Here is a 14,684-nt window from a genome sequence, read left to right as displayed (position 1 = left end):
CTTTAGCATACTCCGGGTAAAGCGAATGTAAAGATGGATAGTTTTGCAATATCAATATCAGCAAAAAATAACGACATGAAAAAGATACTGGAAATAATTTCGAGCGCACGGGGTAGTGCTTCCAACAGCACCCAACTGACCAACACCATCATTGAAAAATTAAAAGCGCAGTATCCCGGCAGCATGGTAACCCAACGGGATCTTGTACAGAAAAAGTATCCGCACCTGGAAGAGTCGCACCTCACTGCATTTTTCGCTCCTCCGGAAAACGAAAGCGAAGCATATAAAACGGCCATACAGCATTCTAATGAAGCCATTGCAGAGTTGGAAGCAGCAGATATCATCGTGATAGGAGTGCCTATCTATAATTTTCACATCCCTTCTGCGCTGAAAGCCTGGATTGATCACGTTGTGCGCGCAGGCAAAACATTCAGTTATGGTAACGGGCAACCTGAAGGACTGTTAAAAAATAAAAAGGTATACCTGGCCATCGCATCCGGTGGAGTGTACTCAGAAGGGCCGATGAAGGCGATGGATTTTGCAGAACCGTATCTCAAATGGATCTTTGGATTTATTGGAGTGCATGATGTCACCACCTTCCGTGTGGAAGGCGTGAGTTCGCCGACGCTGCGCGAAACTGCCTTACAAAAAGGACAGGAGAGTGTGGTTGTCTGAAAACAATAAAACAAAAAAGCGGCCGGAAGTGATCTCATCTGCCGGCCGTTTTATTTCCAATATGCTAACTCAGCTTACGGGTTCATTCTTTTGAACATCCCCTGTATCTCAACCGGTGTTGCTTTCGACAGCATTTCACTATATCCAAACGTCAGTTCATTTTTGCCTTCTTCCAGTTGTTGAAATATTGCCTTAATAAAATCAGCTACAGAAGGATGCTCGCTGTGCAACCCTTTACCACCCAGGTCAGTGTTGAGCGCAGGAGGGATCAGTTCAATGATCTCTATATTGCGTGCTTTCAGCAAATGCCTCAGTGAAATAGTAAACGAGTGGAAGAAAGCTTTGGTAGCGCAGTAAACAGGCACTTTGGTGAGTGGTACAAATGCCAGCCCGGAAGTTACATTGATAACGGTATCCAACGATTGGAGCCCGGCAAAGAGAGCAACCAGATGTAACGGCGCCAGCACATTTATTTGAATTTCATTCTTTGCTTTATCATAAAAGTCCTTGTCTGAAATATCCATCCAGTTTTGAATACCTGCATTGTTTACCAATACGTTCAGGTCAGGATGCTGTTCGGCAATCCAGTGATAAAGTTCTGTACGCCCGGATTCTTCAGATAGGTCGCACACCTTTGTGATGACTGCCGGGAATTTGTCGGACACTTCTTTCAACGCTTCTTTCCTTCTACCACAAATAATAACCTGGTTATTTTCCCGGATAAATCTTTCCGTCAACCCCCGGCCGATGCCGGTAGCTCCGCCGGTGATCAGAATTTTATTGTTTGATAATTTCATTGGTGCTTTGTTTTAGTCAATGATCAGATAGTGAGTTTTCTACTGTTGCATCTTTGAACTTTTTTTATATTCATTTTTCCTGATTTTTTGCAGAACTGCATCGAATGATTCAATAGTTCATGGAACGGTGCAAAGTTCTTCATACTTTTGCATCAGCATGTTATACAGATTCCTGTTTCTCTTACCACTATATCTGTTCAGGCATGCTTCAGCACGAATTTTCAGGATACTTCATTTATTTTTAATTAAAAACCGAAGCCATGGGCAAACCTCTTAGAATTGAAAGTGTGGCGCAGGTCAATAACGACCGGGGACAAAAGACCCTGCATCCTTTGGTAAGTGTGCTTGACCAGTCGTTGTCCACGCCTGTAAAAGAAACACGTTATATTACCGATGTATACCTGATCTTTTTAAAAGACGAAAAGTGCGGAGAATTAAAATACGGTCGCAATCATTATGATTATGAAGAAGGAACACTTCTTTTTATCGCCCCGGGCCAGGTATTCGGATTTAATGACAGCGAAAACATGATACAGCCATCAGGGTGGGCATTAATCTTTCATCCCGATTTAATCCGCGGCACCCACCTCGGTAAATGTATTAACGAATACAGTTTTTTCTCCTACAACGTCAATGAAGCGCTGCACGTGTCGGATGCAGAACGGGAAATTGTGTTGGAGTGTTTTAACAAGATCCGGTATGAATTAGCGCACCCTATTGATAAACACAGCAGGACGTTGATCGTGAGTAACATCGAAATGTTCCTGAACTATTGCGTCCGGTTTTATGACCGGCAGTTTCTTACAAGAGAACATATTCATAAAGACGTATTGACCGGATTTGAAGGATTGCTGAACGATTACTTCCAATCGGAAAAGCTGCAAACCCTGGGACTGCCGTCCGTTTCGTACTGTGCTGACCAGCTCAACCTGTCGCCAAAATATTTCGGTGACCTGGTGAAAAAAGAAACCGGTAAATCAGCACTGGAGTACATACAGCTCAAGCTGATTGAGGCTGCGAAAGAACGGATACTTGATGTAAGCAAATCTGTAAGCGAGGTGGCTTATATGCTTGGCTTCAAGTATCCTTCACATTTCACCCGTTTCTTTAAACAGCATGTCGGGCATTCCCCCAATGAATACCGCAGTTCGTTGAAGTGACAAGGTAGGTGCAATGCGCTTCCGCTTAGGACGCAACATGGAAAACAACTTTACCCAAAGCGCCCTCTTTGATGACCGTTTTATAAGCTTCCTTATAATCTGCCATTGGATAAGTTTTACTAATGTAAACATCCATCCCTTTTATTACCTCGTGTGCCAGCCGGCTCAAACTTTGGGTGCCTGATTTCATTAAAAGGATCTTATATTTTTTTCGGGATAACAGGTTGTTTGAAAATGAGTGTACAAAATTCCAGAGCGACGGCGTTACACTGATATAAGTTGAATTGGCCTTCATCAGTTTTTTAGCTTTCCCGAAAGATAGTTTTGCGGAGAGTTCAATGATAACATCAAACTTTTGCTTTAAATCTGTCACCTTTTCTTTGTTGTAGTCAATCACATAATCACTGCCCCATTTTTTTAACAGCGAATGTCCTTTGGCGCTCGAAACAGCGGTTACAATGGCGCCCTGGCTTTTAGCAAACTGTATGGCAAACATGCCCACTCCGGCAGATGCTCCATTTATCAGTACTTCTTTTCCACTAAGATTGCTTACGTTTTTAATGAGCATCTGTAAAGCCGACTGGCCGGCTGTTGGTATCGCGGCAGCCTGCTCAAATGACAGGTCAGCAGGCTTCGGGGCGATTTCGTTTTCAGTCACCAGGATGTATTCTCCGAGAACACCTTCTTTAAAAGGATTTACTACGCCAAACACATCGTCTCCTATCTTAAATTTTTGAATGTCCTGACCCGTACTTTCAATTGTTCCGGAGAAGTCGCAGCCCACAGACTTCGGGAACTTTTTCCCGGTCACCACTTTAACTTCACCCATAATGATCTTCCAGTCGAGCGGATTAATACCAACAGCCTTTACTTTAACCAGTATTTGTTCCTTACCGGGTACCGGCTTATTTACTTCCACGGAATGTAAAACATCAACACTACCGTATTGATCGTAAATTATCTTTTTCATAGATTTAATATTGTTCTTAAAAGAATGCACAAATCACAGTTGTCCTGATGCCGTGCTAAAAGCGTAGAAACATCGAGATTATCATTGTGATTGTTTTTCGCTGTAAAATTACCGGAAGGGAAATCGGATCTTGTTGACTTGAATCAACAAATCATAAGCGGGACACTCTTTTTCTAACCCTGCTCAGCGTTTCTTTCCGCATGCTAAGAAAATTAGCAATGTAATGCTGGGGGACACGCAGTAATAGGGAGGGTCTTTCTTTAAGTATTTCTAAATACAACACTTCAGGTGATGTGGATTTGATCCGGTTGAAATTTTCCGATATTAAAGCTGCATTATCAGCAAAACTTTTCTGAATGGTGTAGTGCTGGATCCAGGGCGTTTTTACCGCCTCACACATATCTTCGCCTGTTATACACAATAACTCGCAATCCTCCAGCGCCTGCAGGCTCATTTCCGTCGGCTTCCGCGTAATCATGCTTTCCACCTGGCCCACCCAGGTGTTTTCCTCATAAAATTGAAAGATCTGCTCATTGCCCCAGGTATCAACCAGGTATTCACGCAGGCAGCCTTTTAAAATAAATGACCAATACTTAGGAACTTTACCTGCAACATAATGGAGCTCACCCTTTTTTAAATGAACCGGTTTAAACAGCTGGAGAAAGTGTTCATACTCCTCCCTGGATATTTTGACATAGGAGCAGATATGTGTATAAAGTATATCGGTATTCATTTTAATTAAGATTTATAAAACACTTTGTATCCGAAGCTACCGCAAGTATCTTTCCGGGAACTTATTACCGGTTGTAATCAGAAATAAAGGTAAATGAAACAGGAATATGTATAAGCACCTGCCTTTTTTTGAGGCCGGAATTTGTGTTATGTGAAAATTACGTATTTATACGTAGGGTATGGTAGATAGGAATCATAACTTAACTGAAGTTGAAGTGCCGGAATAATTTTCCTGTAATGCTTTGTGGTGGCTTGTTTAATATGAATGGTAAATGTAGTTTACCGGCAACCTGGAAGCGTATTTCCCGCAGGGGGATATTTTAAAAAAGAATAATTTAGGGAGATGATTGAAGATGCTTGCTGGTATTGTGTTCTGTGGTGTGTTGCCGCAAAATACAGTTGCGTGAAAATTACATCTTAAAAAAATATTTATTTCCCAATTAAAAAATGTTCTTTAACTTAGTTAACAAGAACGTTTTGAAAGACATAGAAGAGACAGGTAATTGAAACCCCAAATTTACTGAACCCCAAATCCCCTCGTCATTCGTGATAAGTAACGCGCTTACATTGATACGTGATCATTTGCAGGCATTCTTTGCGCTCAGAGGATTCCCTGCCAATAGTGTGATCGTTGAAAACATTGGTTTGCTGGAAACAACGCATGCCAATAACTTCAATGGTAACGTTATTATCTCCCTTGTAAATGTAGAAGAGGAGAGTACCCTTAAAAACAGCAAGGCGTATACCACATGGCCGGATAACCGCGCCCGGTACCAGCACCCGCCGGTGTACCTCAACCTGTACGTGCTGTTCACCGCCGTGCTTTTTGGAGACGCCACGCACGACTACTACGAAGAAGCACTGCACCGGTTGTCGGCAGTAATCAGTTTTTTCCAGGCACAGAAGACTTTCAAGAATGCTGATGGCTCGCTGGACCTCACCCTGGAATTGTACACACTAACATTCGAACAGATTAACCATCTCTGGGCATCGCTCGGCGGACGCCAGGTCCCCTTTGTGATGTATAAGGTAAGACTCGTTGCTATCACGGAAAATGCTGTACTCAGAGTAGTACCGCTGATAGAGGAAATAGAAGACACACAACACCCTACTTCTTAAAGTTTTATGTCTGTTATTTACAAGATATTGTTTGAAGTGCAGTTGCTGCACGAATACTATCTGCAAAACAGTAAAGGAATTTCCTTTTTTGAGCAGGCCACCGATCAGCAACGTGCAGATTTCCTGATGGAAAAGCTGCGGCAGGACCAGTACCGGTTACTGCGCGACTGGGACATTCAGCCCCTGCCGGCTACCGCCGTACTGATGAAAAACTATCACCTCCGGTTACTGCCTACTGCTACAGGTTTCAAAGGAGCCATAGAAGTGAAGAAGGTGATGCAGGGAACCACACTCGCATACACGCCCTTTGTGCCAATCCCCCCGGATACGGCCTTCCGGTTTGCGTTGGTGCCCCGGAGTGCAGGCGCACTGGCCTTTACCAGCATGCGGATGCGCCGTGCGCTGCCGGCGCAATACTATTTCTCCAACGATAACACCGATAACACTAAAACATTTCCATCGCTCTCTGTTCCGGTTCCGGTAAATGATAATACCCGGCAATATGAACAGGGAGAACTCGCCAGGGTAGGCGCCGATATATCCGAGTATCTCAACAAACCGGGTACACCCGTCAATGATCCTTCGCAATGGCGCAAAATTAAAGGCAGCGGATTTGTACATGAAGGCGACCGGCTGTTATTGCCTTTCTCCTTCCAGTATTTCTTTCCGCCCGCCGCACCCGTGACCGCCGGAACCGCCGTGCTGGAGAGCATTACAGGTAATCCTTCTTTGCAGCAATCCTTTACTTCCACCAGTATTTTATCACAGGTGAAACTCGATTTCTCCGGGCTGCTGCCGGATAAAACCCTGCTCCCTGATGGCTGGTATAATCTCAAAGTAACCGGCAGCAATAACTTCGCCGCGCAGCACCTGGTATATGTGAGTAGAAATGACCTGTACAGGGCAGGCAATATCGGGGTGGTGGATCTTCTCGTAAATACCACCGGTGGCGACTTTGCCATGCTGGACGCCGATGGTACCCTCAAAACAAAACTGCAACAGAACGGTACAAAAATTCCCCATACGATTTACGAATTGCGCTTTAAAAGCAGGAATTCCTATTGGCGCTATTCCCCCCAATACGGGCAAACGCTGGTGTTCAGTAACCATGCCAACACACTGCTCTCCGTAGCAGACGACAACGGCGCACGCACCACCAAGGAGCCCTGGCCGTTTTCATTCAATAACCGGTTGTTCCCCGTTACAGAAAACAATATTACTAACTACGAACAACTGTTACCCAATCCAAGGGGACTTTCCATCACCAGTGATGCCGATCAGCGGCTGTACGCGGATGTGGTAGTGCTGCTCTCAAAAATATTTCCGCAAGGGCCTTAAGTTCAGCGTATGATCTATTCAAACAACAATTAAAAACAGTTAAAACCCCAAACATATGGCAGAATATAAAACTCCCGGCGTCTACATCGAGGAGATCGTAAAATTCCCCCCCTCCATAGCCTCTGTTGAAACAGCTATTCCGGCTTTCATCGGCTATACGGAATCTGCTCAGAACAAAGTGCCAGGCGATCTGGTGATGGTTCCTACACGTATCACTTCCATGCTCGACTACAACCGTATCTTCGGTGGCCCGCAGCAGGAAGAAGAAAGTATTACGGTGAACATCGACAGCTCTCAGCCACAGGCAGTGATCAAAGCAGTGATAGATCCGTTAAAAGCATCCAAATACCTGATGGCTTACCAGCTGCAGATGTTTTTCAACAACGGCGGCGGCCCTTGCTACATCGTTTCCACAGGCGATTACAGCACCGGTGGCGTGATTTCCCTTACCACGCTCACCGACGGACTGAATGCCGTGGAAAAGATTGATGAAGTAACGCTCATCCTCTTCCCCGATGCCATCAACCTCACAGATGCGGCTTCCTATTACACGCTGCATAAGTCGGCATTGGATCAGTGCAGCCTGCTGAAAGACCGCTTCACCGTTTTTGATATATGGATGGACCCCGCCATAGGCCCTGCTGAGAGCATCATCGATCATAACGTTACCCTGTTCAGGGACGCCGGTTTTGGTGAGATAGAAACCAAAAAATATGGCGCCGTTTATTTTCCGCGCGTGAATACCCAGCTGTCCTACGCATACGACGAAGCTACGGTACAGGTGGTGCAAACCGGCGGCGATGGCTCTCTCAACGGTACCCTCGCGGCATTGAAAGGCATCAACAATGCTTATTACTACCAGGCATTAAATGCCATTACACAGATAAGAATGCTGCTGCCATCATCTGCTGCAGTAGTAGGTAAATACGCTGAAACAGACAACAGCCGCGGCGTATGGAAAGCCCCCGCCAACATCGGCATTGATTACGCCGTAAGCCCTGAAGTGATTGTTACGAAACGCGAACAGGACGACCTGAACGTGGATGTACGCGACGGTAAATCCGTTAACGTGATCCGGTTCTTCCCCGGCCGTGGTCCTGCGATCATCTGGGGCGCCCGCACGCTGGCAGGTAACGACAACGAATGGCGCTACATCTCCGTCCGCCGCTTCTTTAACATGGTAGAAGAATCTGTGAAAAATGCCACCCAGCAGTTTGTGTTTGAACCAAACGACCTGAACACCTGGGTACGCGTGAAATCTATGATAGAAAACTACCTCACACAGCAATGGAAGGCCGGCGCATTAATGGGCACCACCACCAGGGAAGCCTATTTTGTAAAGGTTGGACTTGGTGAAACCATGACAGAGCTGGATGTATGGGAAGGACGTATGATCGTTGAGATAGGAATGGCAGTGGTACGCCCTGCAGAATTCATCATCCTGCGCTTCAGCCACAAAATGCTGCAGGAATCTTAATCCTTTTACATTCAGACCAAATAAACTGAATACTGTATGAACACAATGAACCCCACGACATCAACGGCCAGCAATGGCTGCGGTGACTCCACCAATAAAACCCAGCAATACATCGATAACAACAAACGCGGGATCTGCAGCGCCTTCTCAGATTCGCTGAATGTATTGCGTATGCGGGAGGGCGAGTACAAAGGCAATAAGCCGGTGTACAAATACAAACAGTGTTTCTTTATCAAAGCAGAAGAAACCTGGCGCTTTTACCGCTCCATCGACCTGTGCGCCACATTACCCGCCCAGAAAGATGCAGACCTGATAAAAGAAAAACTGAGCAAAGCAAATGACGTGAATAAAGCCATTGCCGCCGCTCTCGCCATTGTTGCCAAAAATATCCAGGATGCCAAGCAAAAGTTTGCCCTGCTGAGTGAAGCAGCCCATAAGCTGAACAACAAAGCAGAAGACAACTGCAACAAAGCACAGCGTGCGGCACTGGGTAAACTGAAAGCCGGCAGCAAGGATTTCAAAACCTGCTTCGATAACATCGTAGACGGTTCACAGGAAATGTACGCCTCTGAAGGCGGTTGCGGCGACGGCGAAACCGTTAGCATCAACAAGCTGCACTGCGCCATCGGCGACGTTTCCGGCATACAGTCGTTTACCAGCCTGGAAAACGTGATCGCCCTGCACAAAGATCTCGCAGATGCAATCAAAACCTTCCGGGATGATGTACTGCAGAATATCAAAACAGGAGAGGAAGATCAGAAGAAAACCTACGGCGAACTGGGCGATGCAAAGATCCAGAAAGTAACGATCCGCGAAACACTCTGGTCGGCCAGAACCCAGACACAGGGAATCGACGATATCCGCGAATTCCTTTGCACACTGCCCTGCGGCGATTTACCCACTATCAAATCCATCTGCGAACAGGCACAGGGGAATTACTGCAACAGCAACGGCAATGGAGGACACTGTGATGACTGATTCCCATCCCGCAGAAAATAAATATTCCTGATCACAAAAAAATATTCACCATGAATTGCGATAAAGTGTATGACCCCTTTATAGAAAGTGAAGACTCCTGTTGCGCTACCATCCCCGGCAGCAACGAAACGGAGTGCGGCTGTGTGGATGACTGGAAAAAAGAACTGAAAGCAAAAGGCAGCCTGTATCAGCAGAAAGCAGCCGAAGCCGCCAAGAAAAAAGAAGAGCTGGCCCGCGCACTCGACTGGCGCAATAAAGTAAAGCTCTACTTCGATAACGTACAGAAAAGTGCCGAGAAAGCAGACGCCATCACCAGCAAAGTGAAAGTAGTGCTGGACATCCTGGAGAAACTCTGCAAAAGCACCGGCTTCTCTGTAACCGCCATCGAAATCTTCTTCTGTATGACCAAAGAGTTATATACAAAAGTGGATGAAGTAGCAGCCTGCTACAATAATATTTCCAAAGCCATCGACTGCTCCAACGACCAGGTATTGAAAAAAGGCGGTATCACCGACGCCTGGGTAGACTATGGCAAAAAACTCCAGGACGTGATCACCATCGGCAATGATATTTTCAATAATATCGTGATTGCCCTGAAAGCGGCTACCATCCTGGATGAAACTATCTGCGAAAAGGACTACGGGATCAAGTCGGCCATCGCTGGTATCGGTTGCATCTTTAATCCTCCCGCCAACGGTAATTCAGGCAACGGTGGTATCAAAGCCGGGGAAGATGACAGCATGGAAATATGCTGCACCGACAAACTGGTATGCCCCGTATTCCCGCTCAAAAATGATCATTACTATACGCTTACTGAAAAGCATCTTACCAATGCGGATACCCGGCTGGCGGCCATTAAACCGGAATACGATAAAGTAAGCCAGGAAGCAAACCGCCTGCAGGCATGTACGGATAGTCTTACCAAAGCTATCAAACAGGCCCAGGAAGCCAAAGCCTGTAAATAACGGCGCCTGACCAATAAGCACTGTTCAATTTTTTATCATCTTTTTAAATTTAAAGATATGCCCGCAAAAGGAACATACCCGTTACCCAAATTTCATTTCCTGGTAGAATGGGGAAAAGACGTACGCCTTGGATTCACTGAAGTTTCCGGCCTCGACTTTGAAACAGAAGTGATCGAATACCGGGAAGGTAACAGCAAGAAATACAATAAAAGCAAACAGCCAGGGCTTACCAAGTATGCCAATATCAGCCTGAAACGCGGCATATTTGAAGGCGACTACGACTTCTACAAAGCCTGGCGCGAAACCTACTATTTCCAGGAAGGCAACAAAGCCGGTAGCAAATACCGCCGCGATGTAACCATCAAACTGCTCAATGAAAGCCATGAGCCGGTGATCACCTGGAAAGTACTGAACGCATGGCCTTCTAAAATAACTTCCACTGATCTGAAAGCCGACGCCAACGAAGTAGCCATTGAAACAATGGAGCTGGTGCACGAAGGGCTGGAGATCATGAACGTAGACTAACATGGCACAAGCAGTGATAAAGCCCGATAACTTCTGGCAAACGGTAGGCTTCCATTTCTCTGTCACCTTTTTTGGATTACCCAAAAACAGCGGTGGCAAAGATTCCGGTTCGGATCTCGATATCCGCTTTCAGAGCGTCACCGGCCTGGAAGCCAGCATCGGTACCGAACAGGTAAAGGAAGGCGGGGAGAACAGGTTTGAGCACAACATCCCCGTACGGCGCACCTATTCGCCGCTGATACTGAAAAGGGGACTGCTCCGGCCGGATGATTCTTCCTTGTCGGCCTGGTGCCGCAGGGCGCTGGAAGACCAGCAGATCAAGCCTTTGCAACTGGTAAAGGTGGCGCTGCTGGATGAGGAACACAACATCCTCATGTACTGGAACCTCGCCTGGGTATGGCCCCGCAGCTGGAAGCTGGGAGAGTTACATGCAGAACGCAGCGAAGTGCTGATAGAAACACTGGAACTGAACTATAACCGGTTTGAATTTAAAAACAGCTGAGTCATGCCCATAGAAATCCGTGAACTGATCATCAAGGCTGAAGTAGCGCCGGATAACGCCTCCGGCGGATCGGCAGGCAGCAATACTACCGCAGCGGGCGATGGCAGCCATGCAACAGAAGCCATGATCGCGTTGTGCGTGGAAAAAGTATTACAGGCACTGAAAGAAAAAAATGAACGATGACAGACGCAAAAGTGGAAAAGATCTACATCCTCACGTATTCCGACAGGTTGCAGCAGCAACTGGATAACAACCACAAATTTACCGTTCCGGTAAATGCGGAAACTTATACCCGGTCGCTGAAGGTAGACTATGACATCCGCCGTGAGCCAGGCAGCCAGAAAACGGAAGCGCGTTTTATTTCTACCATCCCGGAAGAACTGAAGCTCGACTTTGTACTCGACGGTACCAACACCATAGAAGGATACGGTTATCCCGGTATGGATGTACAGGCGCAGGTAAAGCTGCTGCTGGATACCGTGTACTACATGGATGGGGAAACACACCGGCCGCGTTTCCTGAAAGTGTTCTGGGGCAAACAGATCGCATTTCCCTGCGTTATGTCCAACCTCGACCTGAACTACGTGTTGTTTAATGCAGACGGAAGTCCGCTCCGGGTAAAAGTCAGCGCTACCTTTCTCAACTACCGCGCAAGGGAAGCTAATGAAAGGGAGCAAAGCAAAGCTTCGCCTGACCTTACACACCACCGCGTTTTTAAACAGGGCGACCGGCTGGATCTTTTCAGTTTTAAAATCTACCAGGAACCTAAGTACATGTTACAGGTAGCCCGGCAAAATAACCTCACCTCTTTCAAAAGAGTACCGGTTGGCAAAGAGATCTATTTCCCTCCATTCGATAAAAGCGAAGTATCATGAACGAAACAGGAATACCCAATACTTCTGCACATGATGTAGCGAGTTACAACATCCTGTTGAACGGTACTACACCGCTGAATCCCGTGTACGAGGTACTTTCGCTCACACTTACACAGGTGGTGAATAAAATTCCGATGGCAAAGATCGTGTTACGAGATGGCGCCGCCGCCGACCAGGACTTTGCTATCAGCAACACCGGCGACCTGCTGCCCGGTACCAAACTCACCATCAAAATCGGCCGCGATGGCTCCAATAAAGTATTATTCAAAGGCGTCATCGTACATCAGGGCATCAAATTCCGCCAGGATGGCAACCCCGTGCTCACGGTGGAATGCCGCGATGAAACCGTGAAAATGGCCATCGGCAGGCATAGCCGGTACTATGAAAAAGTAAAGGACAGCGAGGTGATAGAACAGCTCATCAGGGGATACAGCAGTTTAAGCGCAGACGTGGAGGCAACAACTGTTCAGCACAAAGAACTGGTACAGCACCACAGCACCGACTGGGACTTCCTCCTGCTTCGCGCAGAAGCCAATGGCAAACTGGTGATCGCCGACCAGGGAAAAGTAAAGGTAAAGAAACCGGATACCACTGCATCGGCTGTATTACAGCTCACCTACGGCGCCTCCCTGATGGAACTGGAAGCAGAAATGGATGCCCGCTATCAATGGAGCTCCGTACACGCCAGCGCCTGGGACTACACCGGCCAGCAGTTATACGAGGCAGAAACCTCTTCGGCCGATTATACAGAGCAGGGCAATGTTTCCGGCAGCACACTGGCAGATGTGATCGGGTTGCAACACTATGAACTGGCACACAGCGGCCGCCGTGCAGCGGAAGAACTGCAGCAGCTCACCAATGCCGCCATGCTGAAAAGCAGGCTGGCAAAGATCCGCGGCAGGGCAAAGTTCCTCGGCTTCTCCGGCGTGGCCCCCGGCGATATGGTTACGCTCCAGGGCATCGGCAACCGGTATAACGGCAACGCTTTTGTAACCGGTGTGCGGCATGAAGTAGCACACGGCAGCTGGGACACTCATATCCAGTTCGGACTGGAACCCGACTGGCTCGCGGAAGCTTATAAAGATATTTCAGATATTCCCGCAGCAGGAATGCTGCCCGCTATCCACGGCCTCCAGATCGGGAAAGTGGTACAGCTTCAGAATGATCCCGACGGCGAACACCGCATCCTGGTAAAGATACCGGTGATAGACAACGCCGCCCGCGGCATCTGGGTAAGAGTCGCCAGCCTCGATGCAGGGAATAACCGCGGCGCTTTCTTCCGCCCGGAAATTGACGATGAAGTGATCGTGGGCTTTATCAACGATGATCCCCGTGACGCTATTGTGCTGGGAATGCTTAACAGCAGTGCAAAACCGGCACCCATCACCGCGCAGGACGCCAATGATGAAAAAGGATTTGTGACAAGAAGCGGCATGCGTATTCACTTCAACGACAGTACGAAAACAATCACTATAGATACCCCCGCAGGAAACAGCATTACGATCGATGAAGCGAGTACCAGCATCAAATTGAAAGACCAGAACAGCAACACGGTCACGATGGATACTTCCGGTATCAAACTGGAAAGCCCCATGAACGTGGAGTTGAAAGCAGGCGTAAACCTGGTGCTGTCGGCCGGCGCGGCCTTATCGATAGGAGGCGCCAGCATTTCCGCAGCAGCAGATGGCGCAGTGGAATTGAAAGGAGCGATCGCAAAATTATCTTCCCAGGGTATCACAGAAATAACAGGTTCTTTAGTAAAAATAAATTAACCGGCAAACCCCAAAATGAACAACGATTGCCGGTCACTTAAATTGTTAATCTCATGCCTCCTGCAGCACGCATCAGCGACTTTCACACCTGCCCCCTGTTTTCGGGACCGGTACCTCATGTGGGCGGTCCGGTGGTAGGACCAGGCGTAGCCACGGTGATGATTGCCGGTATCCCGGCAGCCGTTACCGGCGATATCTGCACCTGCGTGGGCCCGCCGGATGCGATCGTGAAAGGATCTGCCACGGTGATGATAGGAGGGCGGCCCGCCGCAAGAATGGGCGACCTCACAGCACATGGCGGCGTAATTGTAATGGGAGCTCCCACAGTGATTATTGGCGGTTAAAAAATATTCAGAAACATGTTACAAAATGATCCCCGTTCATTCCTCGGCACCGGCTGGAAATTCCCGCCAACATTTGATCTGCAGAGCGGAGCAGTGGAACTGGTAAGCAACGAAGCCGATATCAAAGAAAGCCTCGACATATTGCTGTCTACCAGTTTGGGAGAAAGAGTGATGCAACCCCGCTACGGATGCGACCTGCAGGACTATATTTTTGAACCGCTCAATGCTACTATGATCGGCTTCCTGCGAGACCTCGTGGAAAATGCCATTCTCTTCTATGAACCCCGCATCAAAGTAGAAGAAATAGGCGTGGTGCCCATGGATAGCCCCGACCTGATAGAAGGAAGGTTTACTATCTCTATCGACTATACGATTGCAAGTACTAATTCAAGGTACAATTATGTGTATGATTTCTATTTGCTGGAAGCAGCGCAAAAACCCTGACAGGCGCCTCC

General features: G+C 47.5%; 17 protein-coding genes. 14 read left to right on the top strand and 3 right to left on the bottom strand.

Annotated features, from left to right (window positions below; genetic code table 11):
- Nucleotides 1-75: 75 nt before the first annotated feature.
- Nucleotides 76-675 (top strand): FMN-dependent NADH-azoreductase, encoded by a 600-nt coding sequence (locus tag ACLHR0_RS10930; RefSeq protein WP_436486491.1) that lies wholly within the window; start codon nucleotides 76-78, stop codon nucleotides 673-675.
- A gap of 74 nt (nucleotides 676-749) precedes the next feature.
- On the opposite strand, the gene ACLHR0_RS10925 is transcribed toward ACLHR0_RS10930, so the two are convergent.
- Nucleotides 750-1,472, bottom strand: a complete 723-nt coding sequence (locus tag ACLHR0_RS10925) for an SDR family oxidoreductase (RefSeq protein ID WP_436486489.1) — start codon at nucleotides 1,470-1,472, stop codon at nucleotides 750-752.
- A 260-nt stretch (nucleotides 1,473-1,732) separates the two neighbouring features.
- On the opposite strand from ACLHR0_RS10925, the gene ACLHR0_RS10920 reads away from it, so the two are divergent.
- Complete coding sequence (locus tag ACLHR0_RS10920; RefSeq protein ID WP_436486487.1) at nucleotides 1,733-2,632, top strand: helix-turn-helix domain-containing protein; 900 nt, start codon at nucleotides 1,733-1,735, stop codon at nucleotides 2,630-2,632.
- 25 nt (nucleotides 2,633-2,657) lie between these two features.
- On the opposite strand, the gene ACLHR0_RS10915 is transcribed toward ACLHR0_RS10920, so the two are convergent.
- A complete protein-coding gene (locus ACLHR0_RS10915; protein WP_436486485.1) occupies nucleotides 2,658-3,602 on the bottom strand; it encodes an NAD(P)-dependent alcohol dehydrogenase in 945 nt (314 codons plus the stop codon).
- A gap of 151 nt (nucleotides 3,603-3,753) precedes the next feature.
- On the bottom strand, nucleotides 3,754-4,335 hold the full coding sequence (locus ACLHR0_RS10910; protein WP_436486483.1) for a Crp/Fnr family transcriptional regulator: 582 nt from the start codon (nucleotides 4,333-4,335) through the stop codon (nucleotides 3,754-3,756).
- A gap of 566 nt (nucleotides 4,336-4,901) precedes the next feature.
- On the opposite strand from ACLHR0_RS10910, the gene ACLHR0_RS10905 reads away from it, so the two are divergent.
- From ACLHR0_RS10905 to ACLHR0_RS10850, 12 genes are read left to right on the top strand one after another with little or no spacing between them, the layout of a single operon-like run.
- Complete coding sequence (locus ACLHR0_RS10905) at nucleotides 4,902-5,453, top strand: DUF4255 domain-containing protein (protein WP_200817336.1); 552 nt, start codon at nucleotides 4,902-4,904, stop codon at nucleotides 5,451-5,453.
- Nucleotides 5,454-5,459: 6 nt separating this feature from the next.
- Nucleotides 5,460-6,791: a hypothetical protein gene (locus ACLHR0_RS10900; protein ID WP_436486481.1), complete on the top strand. Its 1,332-nt coding sequence runs from the start codon at nucleotides 5,460-5,462 to the stop codon at nucleotides 6,789-6,791.
- A 55-nt stretch (nucleotides 6,792-6,846) separates the two neighbouring features.
- Nucleotides 6,847-8,268 carry a phage tail sheath family protein gene (locus tag ACLHR0_RS10895; RefSeq protein WP_370910740.1) on the top strand — a complete coding sequence of 474 codons (1,422 nt, stop codon included), beginning with the start codon at nucleotides 6,847-6,849 and terminating at the stop codon, nucleotides 8,266-8,268.
- A gap of 36 nt (nucleotides 8,269-8,304) precedes the next feature.
- Nucleotides 8,305-9,246, top strand: coding sequence for a hypothetical protein (locus ACLHR0_RS10890; RefSeq protein WP_429048345.1), 942 nt, complete (start codon nucleotides 8,305-8,307; stop codon nucleotides 9,244-9,246).
- A gap of 50 nt (nucleotides 9,247-9,296) precedes the next feature.
- Nucleotides 9,297-10,211, top strand: coding sequence for a hypothetical protein (locus ACLHR0_RS10885; RefSeq protein WP_429048343.1), 915 nt, complete (start codon nucleotides 9,297-9,299; stop codon nucleotides 10,209-10,211).
- Nucleotides 10,212-10,268: 57 nt separating this feature from the next.
- The gene (locus ACLHR0_RS10880) at nucleotides 10,269-10,736 is read left to right on the top strand and encodes a phage tail protein (protein WP_370910743.1); all 468 of its coding nucleotides are present in this window, start codon (nucleotides 10,269-10,271) and stop codon (nucleotides 10,734-10,736) included.
- A gap of 1 nt (nucleotide 10,737) precedes the next feature.
- A complete protein-coding gene (locus tag ACLHR0_RS10875; protein ID WP_370910744.1) occupies nucleotides 10,738-11,238 on the top strand; it encodes a phage tail protein in 501 nt (166 codons plus the stop codon).
- Nucleotides 11,239-11,241: 3 nt separating this feature from the next.
- On the top strand, nucleotides 11,242-11,421 hold the full coding sequence (locus ACLHR0_RS10870; protein ID WP_429048341.1) for a DUF5908 family protein: 180 nt from the start codon (nucleotides 11,242-11,244) through the stop codon (nucleotides 11,419-11,421).
- On the top strand, nucleotides 11,418-12,113 hold the full coding sequence (locus ACLHR0_RS10865; protein WP_429048340.1) for a CIS tube protein: 696 nt from the start codon (nucleotides 11,418-11,420) through the stop codon (nucleotides 12,111-12,113). The genes ACLHR0_RS10870 and ACLHR0_RS10865 overlap by 4 nt, the downstream gene beginning before the upstream one ends.
- Nucleotides 12,110-13,885 carry a type VI secretion system tip protein VgrG gene (gene vgrG, locus ACLHR0_RS10860; protein ID WP_429048339.1) on the top strand — a complete coding sequence of 592 codons (1,776 nt, stop codon included), beginning with the start codon at nucleotides 12,110-12,112 and terminating at the stop codon, nucleotides 13,883-13,885. The genes ACLHR0_RS10865 and vgrG overlap by 4 nt, the downstream gene beginning before the upstream one ends.
- A gap of 53 nt (nucleotides 13,886-13,938) precedes the next feature.
- Entirely contained in the window at nucleotides 13,939-14,229 is a 291-nt protein-coding gene (locus ACLHR0_RS10855; RefSeq protein ID WP_370910748.1) for a PAAR domain-containing protein, read from the top strand.
- 15 nt (nucleotides 14,230-14,244) lie between these two features.
- Nucleotides 14,245-14,673, top strand: a complete 429-nt coding sequence (locus ACLHR0_RS10850) for a GPW/gp25 family protein (RefSeq protein ID WP_429048337.1) — start codon at nucleotides 14,245-14,247, stop codon at nucleotides 14,671-14,673.
- The last annotated feature ends 11 nt before the right edge of the window (nucleotides 14,674-14,684 follow it).

Origin of the sequence: Chitinophaga sp. ARDCPP14, from assembly GCF_051362515.1 — a bacterium.
In the GTDB taxonomy this organism is placed as follows: domain Bacteria; phylum Bacteroidota; class Bacteroidia; order Chitinophagales; family Chitinophagaceae; genus Chitinophaga.
This window is presented reverse-complemented; position numbering and strand designations above follow the sequence as displayed.

Excerpts from the sequence above, each read along its gene's own strand:
- ACLHR0_RS10895 (WP_370910740.1), top strand. The coding sequence starts at position 6,847 with ATGGCAGAATATAAAACTCCCGGCGTCTACATCGAGGAGATCGTAAAA.
- ACLHR0_RS10880 (WP_370910743.1), top strand. The coding sequence starts at position 10,269 with ATGCCCGCAAAAGGAACATACCCGTTACCCAAATTTCATTTCCTGGTA.
- ACLHR0_RS10915 (WP_436486485.1), bottom strand. The coding sequence starts at position 3,602 with ATGAAAAAGATAATTTACGATCAATACGGTAGTGTTGATGTTTTACAT.
- ACLHR0_RS10910 (WP_436486483.1), bottom strand. The coding sequence starts at position 4,335 with ATGAATACCGATATACTTTATACACATATCTGCTCCTATGTCAAAATA.
- ACLHR0_RS10930 (WP_436486491.1), top strand. The coding sequence starts at position 76 with ATGAAAAAGATACTGGAAATAATTTCGAGCGCACGGGGTAGTGCTTCC.
- ACLHR0_RS10865 (WP_429048340.1), top strand. The coding sequence starts at position 11,418 with ATGACAGACGCAAAAGTGGAAAAGATCTACATCCTCACGTATTCCGAC.
- ACLHR0_RS10875 (WP_370910744.1), top strand. The coding sequence starts at position 10,738 with ATGGCACAAGCAGTGATAAAGCCCGATAACTTCTGGCAAACGGTAGGC.
- ACLHR0_RS10920 (WP_436486487.1), top strand. The coding sequence starts at position 1,733 with ATGGGCAAACCTCTTAGAATTGAAAGTGTGGCGCAGGTCAATAACGAC.
- ACLHR0_RS10850 (WP_429048337.1), top strand. The coding sequence starts at position 14,245 with ATGTTACAAAATGATCCCCGTTCATTCCTCGGCACCGGCTGGAAATTC.
- ACLHR0_RS10890 (WP_429048345.1), top strand. The coding sequence starts at position 8,305 with ATGAACACAATGAACCCCACGACATCAACGGCCAGCAATGGCTGCGGT.
- ACLHR0_RS10870 (WP_429048341.1), top strand. The coding sequence starts at position 11,242 with ATGCCCATAGAAATCCGTGAACTGATCATCAAGGCTGAAGTAGCGCCG.
- vgrG (WP_429048339.1), top strand. The coding sequence starts at position 12,110 with ATGAACGAAACAGGAATACCCAATACTTCTGCACATGATGTAGCGAGT.
- ACLHR0_RS10925 (WP_436486489.1), bottom strand. The coding sequence starts at position 1,472 with ATGAAATTATCAAACAATAAAATTCTGATCACCGGCGGAGCTACCGGC.
- ACLHR0_RS10900 (WP_436486481.1), top strand. The coding sequence starts at position 5,460 with ATGTCTGTTATTTACAAGATATTGTTTGAAGTGCAGTTGCTGCACGAA.
- ACLHR0_RS10855 (WP_370910748.1), top strand. The coding sequence starts at position 13,939 with ATGCCTCCTGCAGCACGCATCAGCGACTTTCACACCTGCCCCCTGTTT.
- ACLHR0_RS10885 (WP_429048343.1), top strand. The coding sequence starts at position 9,297 with ATGAATTGCGATAAAGTGTATGACCCCTTTATAGAAAGTGAAGACTCC.